The following is a 13,060-nucleotide window of genomic DNA, read 5'->3' as shown; positions in this document are numbered from 1 at the left end:
AGATTGAGAATCATCAATACGAAGCAGGACATTCTCATTTTGCGTCGCGCGGAAGTGCTTCAGGCGGAATTTCTCGACCAAGTCGAGTACTTTTTTCTGCAGCTAAGGTATGAATTAGTGGATGAAGCTGAGGGCGAATTTCGGAGACAACGTCCGCGACCGTTTCCGCTGTTATTGTTTTGACTCTTCGCTCAGCCATGATCATGAAGATCCCTCCGATTACGAGACTGACCAAGACGGTATAGGGAGAAAATAAGTAGGTCTTAATTATTTTATGCATGGCCAGTCCCATGACCATAGCAGGCAGACAGGCCACAATGATGTGCCCAAGTTTTAGCCGTGTTCATATTGCCCCGTGTGCCTCCGTTTTCCAATTCTAAGAAGAGAGTTAAATATCTTCTCCAGTACAACACGATGATCGCCAAAATTGCGCCTAGCCTAAAAAACGGTCGGCTGTTCTCAGCTGACCGTTTCGCTTGGGGAGGACAAAATTCCGTTACATCCGTCGTTTTACTCGTTTTACGTCGAAGCTGAGATACTACCATTCCAGCCCAGATGATGAACGCACTAAGTAGTGGCCGGCCCAAGTCACGCTAGCGATGAACCTCATGGTATACTCTGGTACTGTGGCAAGCGGATTGCGTAAAATCAAACCGGCAGCCAGAACAACAAGAACAGCCATAATGTTTATTGCATGAGCATTGACTGGGTCGACATTTGAACTCAAACCTAAGGTCAGAGCGATAAAAATCGCTTCCATCCCCACAAGGAACGTAATGCTTAGTTTTTATTAAGTCCGAACGAATCAAATGCCCTTCTTCGTATGGCTCGTGCTCCGTTGGCGCTCAAGCTCTACCTCGTAAATATCAAAAGATGATTCCTTCCATTCTTTGGGGACTTCATGCCTACCGTCACCAGAATAACAGGATGAGAACTGTCTCATTCTAGGTGGCAGCCGTTCCGGAATCGTCTTCGCTTTTGTATCGTGATATTGACGTTTCCTACCTTCTCAGAACGGTTCTTTGCTGACAAACAGTCTGTCATAAAAAGTGGAGGTGCATCATGATCAAATGTTGGTTAACATGTATGAAGTGTGCGCAGACACAGCCGATGGGACTAGTTTCTAGGTGCGCATGCGGAGGCTTATTAGCGGTGGAGTACGATCTGGAGCTCGCAAAGCGGACCCTAACTAAAGAAGCGCTGGCGGACCGAGCCTCCTCGATGTGGCGATATATAGAACTGCTGCCGGTTCAGCGAGAAAACGCGGTTGTATCGCTCGGTGAGGGCTGGACGCCCCTAATTCGAATGACGCGGGCGGAAGCGCAGCTACCTTTGAAGCGGCTATACGTAAAACGGGAGGAGCAAAATCCGACGGGCAGCTTTAAATCCAGAGGCTTCTCCAGTGCTGTCTCATTGCTGCACGAAAGAGGAATTGCGAAAGCGGCGGTTCCTTCCAATGGCAACGCCGCTTCTGCGCTTGCCGCTTATTGTGCAAGGGCAGGTATGGAGGCCTATGTGTTCGTTCCTCAGGACTGTCCGGAACTGATAATCCAAGAATGTCTCAATTATGGGGCACACGTATACCTAGTGGACGGTTTCATCCATGATGCCGGTCGGATCGTTGAAGAAGGGAAGGCAACGGAGGGCTGGTTTAACACCGGCACGATGAGGGAGCCCGGACGGGTGGAAGGAAAAAAAACGATGGGGCTAGAGATGGCGGAGCAACTGGAATGGCAACTGCCGGATGTCATCGTTTATCCGACCGGCGGCGGCTCAGGGATTATCGGGCTGTGGAAGGCATTCCGCGAACTGAAAGAGCTGGGCTGGGTACATGGCGAACTGCCCCGGCTGGTGAGCGTACAGGAAGCGGGCTGTCAACCGATTGTCGATGCGGTGCAGGGATTCGGCGCAGGCGGTTCGTCCAGTGATACGCTGCCTACCGGACTTCGCGTGCCTGAGCCGCCGGATTGTGGGATTATTGCTGAGCTTCTGAAACAGACGAAGGGAACTGCCGTGGCCGTAACGCAAGGAGAGATAATGAAAGCGCAGCAGGCCCTCGGAAAGCAAGGGATCTCGGCATCGCCTGAGGGGGCGGCTACATGGGCCGGTTTGATGAGGCTTATCGAGGAAGGCTGGATAGGCACGGATGACAGTGTCGTGCTGTTCAATACTTCTCACGCTATAAAATATGAATCCTTACAGCCTAAACCGACGGTGCCGGTAATCCGGACCTATGCCAATTTTGTCCATTGGAAGAGAAATTAGAGCCATTCCGGAAATGAAACCAGAATCGATTCTATTCGAGGGATACCCGTATTCTGCCGGTATGCCCAAAACTGCTATGCTGAGCCAGCAAATGTTACGGAAAACGTTAGTTAAGATAAGACACGTTCTACTTAGAATGGGCCATCCCGCAAAGGGATGGCCTAAAAACTTGCCGTTACAGACAGCGCGGTGAACAGTATCATAAATCAAGAGATCGTGTTTGTCTCTCCTATCCGTTAGCGGGCGCAGAATGATAATGCAACTAGCACATGCTTGATAAGCCCAAGAGCTTCATCGGCACGAGTCAGTTTGAACTGCATCTGTATATCAATAGGGCCTATCGCAAGCAAAATTAGAATGAGCACGCTGGCATACAAGAGTAGCAACCTCAATCTAATTTTGCTAAATATTGAGCTCCTCCTTGAATAAATAGCCTACCCCTCGGATCGTTCTCAAATATTCGTCTACGCCATACAGCTCTAATTTCTTTCGTAAATGATGGACGTAATCATCGACGGCCGAAGAGGCGAAATCCGAATCAAATCCCCAAATTTGGTCGGAAATCTGCTCCCGGGTTAAGATTTGTTCCTGATTGCATACGAAAAACTCGAGCAGGTCATATTCTTTGGCTGACAGCTCTAAAGATTTCTCTCCCGCCATGGCATCCCGCAGTGAAGGATCTAAACGGAGCAACCCGCAGGACAGTTTTCCTTTATGGACCAACGTTCCGTACTTTCTGAGGGCGCCTCGGGCTCTTGCGAGAAGTATACTGACAGCAAAAGGCTTAATGACATAATCATCCGCACCCGCGTCCAAGCCCTTTACGCAATCTTCTACGCTGTCTTTGGCTGTCACTAAAATGATGGGGGTCGAGATTTTGTTTTTTCTCAGTCTTCTTACGATTTCTAGTCCATCCATTCCAGGAAGCATGACATCGAGGATAATAAGATCATAGGTGGATTGCTCCGCTTTAATGTATCCCTCATCCCCAGTAGATGCAACATCGGCTACAAATGCCTCGTTCTGAAAGATTTCTTGGATCGCACTCAGCAGAGAAAGATCATCTTCGACGACCAATACCTTCATATGACCTACCTCCGTTTGAATGTAATGCCTGGTATACTTAACAACTTGTATTCAGTATACGGATTAATTATTGAAATTACCTTAAAACCGTAGCGCGAAAAGAGGCTTCGCGAATGTCCATGTTGAACATGCCAATTATTATCTATGTCGTCACTCCAATACAATATAATGCGTCCTACCTCTTTTTTCATGCCGGGACATCAAGACTTCTTGGCTCGCAAGATTACCATAGAGTAAGAAAATGTAGCCGTGAGAACAGCAATTCACCTTAAACGAGCTTAACTTCAATGTACGAATGTAATTTTTACGCAATATTTATTTTTCAAACGATGCCGCGGCGGTGTTTTCTTCTAGTTGTATCTGGATTTGATTCCTTTTTTTCAAGGCTCAAAATAGGGAGAACATTAGTTCTGTGAACCATTTCTTAGTCGCATAATGCGCAATTGGGAACGAACTTTATTGAACGAAAAGTCTTCACGGATCCATGATGGCACCAGACGAATAGGAAGATGCCGAAATAAATAATAAATCTCCAGCTGCCGCCAAACGATATTGGAATCTATCGATGTTTCCGGGCAGTGGTGTGTGTTCGTAAAGGAGCCTCACCTAACGAGGACATCTCAAAAACTTATTTATAATAATATCTGGTCAGTTACTGTCACTCTAAGCAACACCCTATTGTCTAAATGTTTAAATCCACTTTTTTTTCTTGAAATATACAACCATCACTAAAACCATAACGATCATCAGAGCCCATACATAGTCAAACCCAAAATAATTCCAACGCCTGTACGATATACTACAAAATTTTTGTCGTGATCTTCCTCACGTATAGACGACGCCATGCTGGGAGTACATAAAGAAGACATCACCCCCACTGGATGACGTCTTCTTTATGTACTCGGCATTTGAAGTTCGTCTAATATTTAGGGACAACTTCTCTAGGTGTGGTAGTGATTCGTCTTACTTTGCGAAGTGGGGTTTACTAATTTTCAAGATCCCTAAATTCCATTTTTTAGGCTTTTCGTTTTCTAACGTGCAAAAAGATAAATCCCATAGACGATGGCTAATGCAAATCGATAATATGCAAACGAAGATAACTTCATGCGCTCAAGAAGCTTCAAGAATCCTGCCACGGCCAAAAGGGCTACGATAAAAGCAACGACAAACCCAACTCCAAAAAAAACTATATCCGATGCAGCCAACATCTTGTAGCTTTTCAGCATGTCATATCCGCTAGCGGCCACCATCATCGGAACCGCGATAAGAAACGAGAAATTAGTCGCTGCACGATAGCTCGCCCCAATCAGCAAGCCACCAGCAATTGTCGCGCCTGAGCGAGAAAAACCAGGCCACAAAGCTAAGCATTGAAATAGTCCGATCTGAAAGGCTTGCTTATAGGTTAAAGAATCCACCGTTTCCGCTGTTGTTCTTTTGATTCTTCGCTCAGCCAAGATCATGAAGACCCCTCCGATTACGAGACCGACCAAGACGGTATAGGGAGAAAATAGGTAGGTTTTAATTATTTTATGCAGGGCTAGTCCCATGACCATAGCAGGCAGACAGGCGACAATGATGTGCCCAAGTTTTAGACCGTGATCATCTCGTCCCGTTTGACTCCGTCTTCCGATTCTAAGAAGAGTCAAATATCTCTTCCAGTACAACACGATGATTGCCAAAATTGCGCCTAGCTGAATGACCACCTCGAAAGTGTCGGCTTTTTCTCCATTAAACCCCATCAAATTACCACTTAAAATCAAATGCCCCGTTGAGGAAACCGGTAAAAATTCGGTTAGTCCCTCAATGATGCCTTGAATAACTGCAACCCAGATTTGGTGCATGATAATTAAATCCTCCATTCAATTCATAATCCGATGGCATTTTCCACCCCATCTGAAGGTTATCATGGGTACATGAAAATTTAATGAGAAAATTTCCAAATAGATTGGATTGGTTTCTCCTTCGCGCTGTCACCTAACGACTTCAGTCCATACATATCGGTGATCGTCCTCAGTACGGAGTAATGATTGGAAACATTGTCATAACGACCTTTGTTCACCATGGATCCGACAAAAAGAGTTGGGATATGATTTTTCTTTGCATTATCATCTTCATCCCAAGTGATGATTAATAAACTGTTATGGGTCGATGCCCATTCCACATAACCGCCTAGATGCTTTTGAAGCCAAGCGTCTGCTTGCTCAACCGTACCGTCATGCATGTCGTCTTGATGGTTTGGAATAACGAAGGATATGGTAGGTAAGGATGAATAATCCGAAGGAAACGAGCTCAGTGGTTGATTCAACTCTGCAGGTACGTTTGTAAACTGCACCCAAGGATTATGCTTCCGAGCGTATCCTTTGTAGGAGCAGCCACTATAACCAGCCTTTGGCATATCTTCTGAGTACCCTGTAAAAGTCAGCTTGTCGGCGAGTAGCTCACTAGCCAAATTTGGAGCATCGTACGTTTTTCCGCAGCTATCGCTTGTCATTCCTTGAGTAGAACCAGAGAACAACGCCAAATAGTTAGGTTGACTCGGATGAGTAACCGCATAAGAGGCCGTCATTAATGCTCCTTGTTCAATCAGGCTGTTAAAGTAAGGTGCCTTTGCCCTATCGACAATTTGCTCGTATGCATGGTTTTCTTCAATCACGATCACGACATGATCTGGCTTTGGTAATTTGTCCATTCTGGCAGCTGTAGCCGCTGATTGAACGTTGGCAACCGCTGTTTCTTTGCGTGTTGAGTCAGGTTGTGATCCGGCTGTTGCTCCTGCAGACGGCGTAACGGAGGGTACGGGCGTAACTGAGATCGGAGCGGGTTTTGCCTGAGACGAAGGTGTGGTGGTAGTAGTTGGATTGCTTTCTCCCGACCTTCCCTCCTGGCTTGAATGAAGCGAACAGCCTGACGCCAGAAACCCTAGTGCAATGAAGAGAACGGTTAATTTTTTATTCATAAGGATAGATTCCTTTCTCTCCCCAAAGGGAAATCCGTTTTCTCTTTGTTCGGCGTGAAAATATTTGAAGCCCCCAGCTGCCTGATGATATAACCGACAATATTGCAGGCTGCTATAGCTGTTTACGATCGATTTTTACGATTTTTTACCGATATGATTGATTTATTTTTGATAGGAGGCTGTCCTTCTTATGGAACCAAGATCGATAATAGCTCCATCCACAATAATCGAAGCCCATGGATGCGGCTTTCGTGCAATATAGATACAATTTCGAGGATCCTTGATGCAACTTGGAGACTTGCCAATACCCATCACCAAAGCTTGCTGTCAAGATCTAGGTAAGATGCATACCTCCACATTTACTCTAAATGTTCGTCCAGCTCTACTGTACTCCGAAAAGATGAAAATTCTATGAGAAAATTTCGTGTCGTCACAATGAATGAATCCATGAGAAAACAGTCGGCTGTTCAGCCGACCGTTTAAGACAGCATAACCCTTGACGCAGATACTTCAACTATCTGGGCGAAAAAAAGCTGCGGAAAATGATCGAAGCGAAGCGCCCGGATGCGATCATCAACGTCTTTCCTTTTGGAGCCGCCCCGGAGATTGCGCATGAGTCGGACATTTTAAGCTTTACCGTCTTAACCGACTATGCTTTACACGCGCGCTGGGTCCATCCTGGAACCGATAAATATTTTGTTGCGACTCCAGTGCTAAATTGCTGGAGGAGCCTACGGAGTTTTGGCGGAAATTGAAGGCATGATCCAATCTTTGATTTCGAGACCCGATTGTCTGTTTGCGATCGTTTGTGGCCGGAATAAGAAGATGGCTTCGCAACTTAAGATTATGCAGGCTTTACCAACATTCATATCCTCGGATTTATTGACAATATGCAAGAGCTCATGGCCCTCTCCTCTCGTATTGTAGCCAAGGCGGGAGGACTTACCCTGACGGAGGCCCTAACCTTATCGCTCCCCGTGTTTATTTATAAGCCTTTCGGGGGGCAGGAGAAGGAGAATGCGCTATTTTTTCAAAGTAAAGGGATCGCAAGAATCTCCTACAGTGTGCAAGAGCTGGAAGAACAGCTTTTGACGTTTTTATCCGACGAAGCTTACGCCAAAGCAATGCAGCTTCGAATGACGCCACTTCGCAAGGTAAATGCAGCGGATCGTATTGTCGAAGATATTTTGCAAACCATGAACCAGCAATTGCTTCTGCCGGTTTAAGCCAAGCCGAAAAGCCACATAAAAGAGCACAGCAAAAGCCTTTCTTATGAAAAATAAAACTCTAAACTGGTAATGTAAAGAAATAAGCAGCTCGTTCCTATCCGAGGACGGGCTGCTTCTGTTCGATTAAACTAACCATTCGCTTGGCAAAGAGCGGATTAAGCGCAGACCCTTTATTGATCATAATGTTTGGATAAGCTCAAATTCAATTTGCACTTGATTGTGCTAAGCAATCATTTGGATGGAGTAGGTTTTGCTTTTGGACCCCGGCTTGTAACACCTCTCACGAAGAGGACATGTGCATTTCTTCACGTCAAAATAGTAAACTAACGAGACGCGAATGAGTCAGCAAAGTCAACTATATTATCACTTATTTCACTCTTTTTGGAACTGTTATAAACATATTTTATGGAAAATACTAGGGGAGACCGGAAAATCCTAACCTAACTTTATTTTCAAAAGTCTGTCGCCGCTCACGTTCCTTGTCGGGAAACGAGTGGCGATTTTTCATTTTTGTTGACGGAATGATGGCGTTGTGATTGGCGGTGGAGATACTGCATACTACCGACAATCATTCGTTAGGAGGGCTGCGGGGGGCGATGAAAGACCGAATAGGAAGACTACATATGGTTTGGCCGCCATGTCTTCCTATTCGTCACCGGCTCTCACCAAAGTCATCGTACACAATTGGGAGCGAACCGCTCAAGAGGAGCTCCTGCCGGAAAGCGTTTTGCGGCTATTGCTGAAACAGGAGCGTTCTGCGAAATTGGCGGCCTAGCCTGCAGACTCCACAAAACTTGTCCGTAACGATTCGTATGGGTTGCCGCCACAATGGGAACAGGGGTAATCCCTAACTTCTCAAAGGAGGCATTTCATCCATGGATCCAATACAACAAGAACAAATTGCCGCCGCTCGGTACGCTCTCATTGCTCCTGTCGTTAGTCGTCAGACACCGTTTGCACCGGGGGAGCTTGCTGCTTGGCTAAAGGAAACATCCAGCCGGGAATACGATCTCCCGGGCAGCGTTCGTCAGACCGTGAGCATGCGTACTTTGGAGAGATATCTGGCCTTGTACCGTCGCGGAGGCTGGGATGCGCTGAAACCCAAGGGGCGCCCTGCAGGCCCTTCCAAGCTGCCCTCTTCCATCTTGCAGAAAGCGATTGTACTTCGACAGGAGCGACCTGAGCGTAGTGTGGAACAAATTATATTTCTGCTTGAGGAAAGCGGCATCGCACCGTATGGAAGTGTAGCTTCCAGCACACTGGCTCGCCATCTTCGCAAGGCCGGACTGAGCCGTAAGCAACTGGCCTGCGATTCATCGGCTACTCTCTTTAACCGCTTTGAGGCTGCGGTGGTAATGATGTTGTGGCAGTCGGATTTCAAGCACTTCGTCCATTTACCCGATCCGAAAGACCCGAAAAGGAAGCGAAAAGCGATGCTGTGCGCGGTGCTGGACGATTGCAGCCGTTTCATCGTCCATGCGCAGTTCTATTGGGATGAGAAGCTTCCGCGACTCGAGGATTGTCTTAAGAAAGCGATCCTGAAGCATGGCGTACCGGAGACATTCTACTGCGATAACGGCTCGGTGTTTTCTTCCCATCATTTGGCCCGAATTTGCGGCAAGCTAGGCATCCGGCTTGTCCATAGCAGACCATATCGCCCCCAAGGGCGCGGGAAAATTGAACGTTTCTTCCAATTTGTTGATACGAGCTTTCGACCGGAGGTACAAGCGGCCATGTCCGCTGGCGGTATGACCACGCTGGATGAACTGAATGAGGCTTTTCAAGCCTGGCTCGAAGCTTATTACCATGAGCGAAAGCACGGGGGCACGAATGAGTCGCCGCGAGGTCGTTTCGAGCGTGATCGTACTGCCGGGAAACGCCCCTCTTTGCTTGAATTAAATGAGGTGTTTCTATGGGAGGAACGGCGAACCGTAAACAAAACAGGGTGTGTAAGCTCTTGGGCAACACCTATGAGGCGACAGGAGTTACAGCCGGCCACAAAGTGAAGCTTCGTTACGATCCATTTGATCTGACCGTCATCCAGGTATGGGATGAAGAACGACGCCTGTCCGATGCGCGTCCTTCTGAAGTACGGCGAGTTCGTGACCGCCGTGTTCAGACGGAACTGCAGATTCAGGAAAATCCGGATGGACAACTTTCTTTCACGGAGCTTGCGAAGCGTAAGCGAAAGACGCAATTGCAGCAAGGAGAACTGCGGTATGCGGATCAAGGCGGTGGTAAGCATGAGTGAATCCGTAAGGCCGTTCACCCGGGAACTCGATACCATCGCCTACTACGAATCTCGGGGCCATGAAGAGGCGTTCGCCTGACTTTCCCTTGTGGTTCAGGAACGATACTTGGGCGTGCTGACTGGGGAAGTGGGCAGCGGCAAATCTGCACTCCTTCGACGTCTTACAAGGTCGCTCGATCCCATGAAGACGTTGCCGATCTATTTGGGTCAGGCAGGGCTGAAGCCTCGTGATTTCTATGCGGAATTACTGCGGCACGTCGGAGAAGAGTCTCCGTATGGAGTTGCCAAAGCGAAGCGATTATGGCAAGAGGTTGTTTTACAGCGGCAAGCGCAAGGCGAACGCGGGATCATCGTGATTCTCGATGAAGCGCATGAGATGACCGAGGCGATGCTGCTCGAGCTGCGTTTTGTGATGAGCTACCACATGGATTCGTGTTCACTATTCCCCGTGATTCTGGCAGGGCAGCCTGAACTCCGCAAACTTCTCCGACTAAAGAAATATGAAGCGATAGCGCAGCGCATCGGCATGCAGTACCATCTGGCTGGTATGACTCGGGACGAGACGTCAGCTTACATTCGGCACCATCTGAATACAGCAGGATTAACGCGTCCAGTCTTCTCCGAAAGCGCTATGCATATGGTCTATTCCGCAAGTCAAGGAATCCCGCGAGTGGTTAACCAAATCTGTGGGCAAGCGTTGTTTGATGCGCAAGGCAAGGGGCACGATGCAGTGGAAGAAGCTCATGTGGGACGAGTACTGTCTGATCTTGATCGGCAGCGAGGGGCAACGGGGTAACCCGTTGTCCGTATTACATATGTCGATTGATTGGCGGGCTACCGCTTACAGCTATGACATGAATGACACACAAACGCTCACGTCATTGGCGGTGATTACGACACCGTCAAACAACGTGAGCGGCAACAAGTCTAAATAAAGTAATCACACCAACAATTACATTACCTCATGAGAATATTTTAATGACGTTATTTTAAAACACCATCCATCATAATAATTACATTGTAATGTTTTTAGTGGAAAGATGTCTAAAAGGAGGCTTGCTATGGCTTTCATATTTAATATCTTTAATATAAAAGTAAACGGAGTCACGAGTAACGCGAACTTGGACTTCGGTAACGTCGTACAGTCTGGGCACAACGCATACTCCAAAATTGTCGGAGGAAACATTGCAGTTGGCGATTTTTCACCATCTACTTCGTTGATGTCTAATGGGGTGCAGGATATGGATGTAAGCGATCAAGGTCAATTGGGTAATCCTCCAACCGAGGTTTTTAACCAAGCTTAAAAATGTTTACCGGCAAGACTCCCTTTGGGGAGCTCAGGCTGGAGAGAAACCCCCTATTAATTTACCGTGGTTGGTTTTCATGATTTTCAGCATAAAAAGTTGGCTCTTAGATCTTTTTAAATGAATTTTTCTTCGTCGAGATGAAAGCCACCAAATAAAATAAAAGTGCCGAGAAGTCCAATGTGAACGTACTCAACACTCTGTTTTTCCATTATATTTTCTGTCTTTTCTTCTATCTTAGACACTATGAGTGGGCTGGTGAAAGAAAAGCAAATAATATTTAAAAGACGTTAATCTGGACGATTGCCCGATTTCGAACCGACCGAGTAAGGTGTGGACACCCCTTCGTAGTTCACCATCATATCCATGCCATTGGCTGCATGGCCCAAGATATGGCAATGTATCATCCAAAGACCCGGATTATCGGCTACGAAGGCAATATCATACGATTCTTGCGGTTTCACCAGGATTGTACTTAGATAAATCGGACTACCGCTTAAAGGCTCCCCGTTATGCGTAAGTACTTTAAAAGAATGGCCGTGCAGATGAATCGGATGGTCGTTATCCGGGGAATTATTCTGAATATGGATCCTCACCCAATCGCCCTTCTTGACGATCAGCATCGGTATATTTGGGAATGTTTGGCCGTTTATCGTAAATTTCATCGTAAAGACGCCGTTAAAGAATCCCAGCATGTTGCCCAGCGTCAGATCGTATTGGGCGTCAAATTTGGCATTAATAGAAAGGGGATCATTTCCTTGAAGAACAGGACTGCCATAAGTCGTCATGTCGAAAAAGGGCTGCTGAGCTAGCACATTGACATTCCCCGTCACTTCACCGTCTCCGAATGTGGCTTGCAGCATCCGATTTTTCGCGGTACTCGAAGATGTAAAAAACAACCGTTTCACGATGTTGGACTGTTTCTCGTTCTTATCTACGTTTACGAGTTTGACACCACTGCTCTCGGGCATTCGAAACACTAGATCATAACGCTGCCCGGAACCGATCTCTATGATCCGCTCATTCAATTCAGTCGGTTCGTTAATGTCATGGGCATCGATGGCGGACACCAAAAATGGGCTCCCCGTTAATGTCATGTTATAGGTTGCATCGCCGCTGTTTATCAGACGTAAAAGAACCAAATCGCCAGGTTTTGCGGCGTATTTCGCCCCGAGACTCGTACCGTCGACAGTAAACGTACTGCGATCCCACTCATGCAAAATAGAAACAATCTCTCTTTGATAGACAGTTGTCGGATGCTTAGTCTCGACGATAAATGCGCCATATAGACCCTTCCCCGTTTCTTTCTCGCTTTCCTGATGGGAGTGGTACCAGTAAGTACCCGCATGTTTGGCAATAAAGTTATAGGTGAAATCGCTGCCTGGCGGAATCGCATCTTGCGTAACGCCGGCAACCCCATCCTCGGCATTCGGCAATTCTACTCCGTGCCAGTGAATTGTGACGCCTTCCTTGAGCGTATTTTTAACATGAACGATAACGCGGTCTCCCTCTTGAACTCTAATCTCGGGTCCAGGCACTGTCCCGTTAAATGTCCAAGCTTGTATAGTTTTTCCGTTACCAATATCAATCACAGCTTCCTCCGCTGTTAAATCGAAGGTCTTAACGGGTGACTCCACGGTGTCCTCTGTGAGCTTCGTAACACTTATGCCACTAGAACTCATTTGTTGCATGTCATGCTTGCCTGATGGCATGTTCGCCATATTCATGGAGACCGGTTGCTCGGATAACTTGGCCAACGAATAGATCCCCACTCCGAACAGCAATAACAAGCCTAGCAGCATATTAAAAACAAACTTTGTTTTAGATTTCATAGCTTCATTCCTCCGCTCTTGTCTGCATACATACACATTTTAGCAGGCAATTGTTGAGAACTTGTGAAAAACTTCCGTTTGTTCGTTGAAGTTTATATGCTCAAGCGAAAACAAGGTATAATACGGTAGAAAGGGGG

Annotated in this window: 9 protein-coding genes and 3 pseudogenes; 7 read left to right on the top strand and 5 right to left on the bottom strand. The window is 46.8% G+C overall.

Annotated elements, in window-relative coordinates; translation table 11 throughout:
- The first annotated feature begins 3 nt into the window (after positions 1-3).
- Complete coding sequence (locus FPZ49_RS37025; protein ID WP_261381622.1) at positions 4-183, top strand: hypothetical protein; 180 nt, start codon at positions 4-6, stop codon at positions 181-183.
- 46 nt (positions 184-229) lie between these two features.
- Here FPZ49_RS37025 and FPZ49_RS37625 read toward each other — a convergent pair.
- A pseudogene (locus FPZ49_RS37625) lies at positions 230-280 on the bottom strand (hypothetical protein); the annotation flags it as partial.
- Between the two features lie 782 nt (positions 281-1,062).
- Here FPZ49_RS37625 and FPZ49_RS25990 point away from each other — a divergent pair.
- The gene (locus FPZ49_RS25990; RefSeq protein ID WP_144852667.1) at positions 1,063-2,265 is read left to right on the top strand and encodes a threonine synthase; all 1,203 of its coding nucleotides are present in this window, start codon (positions 1,063-1,065) and stop codon (positions 2,263-2,265) included.
- A gap of 402 nt (positions 2,266-2,667) precedes the next feature.
- Here FPZ49_RS25990 and FPZ49_RS25985 read toward each other — a convergent pair whose 3' ends face one another.
- The 3 genes from FPZ49_RS25985 to FPZ49_RS25975 form a co-directional block, all read right to left on the bottom strand.
- Positions 2,668-3,351, bottom strand: coding sequence for a response regulator transcription factor (locus FPZ49_RS25985; protein ID WP_144852665.1), 684 nt, complete (start codon positions 3,349-3,351; stop codon positions 2,668-2,670).
- 1,031 nt (positions 3,352-4,382) lie between these two features.
- On the bottom strand, positions 4,383-5,192 hold the full coding sequence (gene bacA, locus FPZ49_RS25980) for an undecaprenyl-diphosphate phosphatase (RefSeq protein ID WP_144852663.1): 810 nt from the start codon (positions 5,190-5,192) through the stop codon (positions 4,383-4,385).
- Between the two features lie 80 nt (positions 5,193-5,272).
- Positions 5,273-6,307 (bottom strand): alkaline phosphatase family protein, encoded by a 1,035-nt coding sequence (locus FPZ49_RS25975; RefSeq protein WP_261381621.1) that lies wholly within the window; start codon positions 6,305-6,307, stop codon positions 5,273-5,275.
- Between the two features lie 518 nt (positions 6,308-6,825).
- Between FPZ49_RS25975 and FPZ49_RS37620 the strand changes: the two genes are divergently transcribed.
- The 5 genes and pseudogenes from FPZ49_RS37620 to FPZ49_RS25950 all read left to right on the top strand — a co-directional run bounded on the left by FPZ49_RS37620 (position 6,826) and on the right by FPZ49_RS25950 (position 11,091).
- Positions 6,826-7,062: an MGDG synthase family glycosyltransferase gene (locus FPZ49_RS37620; RefSeq protein WP_391563871.1), complete on the top strand. Its 237-nt coding sequence runs from the start codon at positions 6,826-6,828 to the stop codon at positions 7,060-7,062.
- 105 nt (positions 7,063-7,167) lie between these two features.
- Positions 7,168-7,533, top strand: a pseudogene (locus tag FPZ49_RS25965) (glycosyltransferase); the annotation flags it as partial.
- 878 nt (positions 7,534-8,411) lie between these two features.
- Positions 8,412-9,787 (top strand): annotated as a pseudogene (locus FPZ49_RS25960) (DDE-type integrase/transposase/recombinase).
- A gap of 88 nt (positions 9,788-9,875) precedes the next feature.
- Positions 9,876-10,583, top strand: a complete 708-nt coding sequence (locus tag FPZ49_RS25955; protein WP_261381618.1) for an ExeA family protein — start codon at positions 9,876-9,878, stop codon at positions 10,581-10,583.
- A gap of 265 nt (positions 10,584-10,848) precedes the next feature.
- A complete protein-coding gene (locus FPZ49_RS25950; protein ID WP_144852657.1) occupies positions 10,849-11,091 on the top strand; it encodes a spore germination protein in 243 nt (80 codons plus the stop codon).
- Positions 11,092-11,381: 290 nt separating this feature from the next.
- Here FPZ49_RS25950 and FPZ49_RS25945 read toward each other — a convergent pair whose 3' ends face one another.
- Entirely contained in the window at positions 11,382-12,923 is a 1,542-nt protein-coding gene (locus FPZ49_RS25945; protein ID WP_144852655.1) for a multicopper oxidase family protein, read from the bottom strand.
- Between the last annotated feature and the right edge of the window lie 137 nt (positions 12,924-13,060).

Origin of the sequence: Paenibacillus cremeus, from assembly GCF_007786445.1 — a bacterium.
In the GTDB taxonomy this organism is placed as follows: Bacteria; Bacillota; Bacilli; order Paenibacillales; family NBRC-103111; genus Paenibacillus_G; species Paenibacillus_G cremeus.
The sequence above is the reverse complement of the archived record's forward strand: the minus strand, read 5'-3'. Positions and strand labels throughout refer to the sequence as shown.

Bases quoted from the DNA above. Each gene is read 5' to 3' on its own strand.
- FPZ49_RS25990 (WP_144852667.1), top strand. From the start codon at position 1,063: ATGATCAAATGTTGGTTAACATGTATGAAGTGTGCGCAGACACAGCCG.
- FPZ49_RS25985 (WP_144852665.1), bottom strand. From the start codon at position 3,351: ATGAAGGTATTGGTCGTCGAAGATGATCTTTCTCTGCTGAGTGCGATC.
- bacA (WP_144852663.1), bottom strand. From the start codon at position 5,192: ATGCACCAAATCTGGGTTGCAGTTATTCAAGGCATCATTGAGGGACTA.
- FPZ49_RS25975 (WP_261381621.1), bottom strand. From the start codon at position 6,307: ATGAATAAAAAATTAACCGTTCTCTTCATTGCACTAGGGTTTCTGGCG.
- FPZ49_RS25950 (WP_144852657.1), top strand. From the start codon at position 10,849: ATGGCTTTCATATTTAATATCTTTAATATAAAAGTAAACGGAGTCACG.
- FPZ49_RS25945 (WP_144852655.1), bottom strand. From the start codon at position 12,923: ATGAAATCTAAAACAAAGTTTGTTTTTAATATGCTGCTAGGCTTGTTA.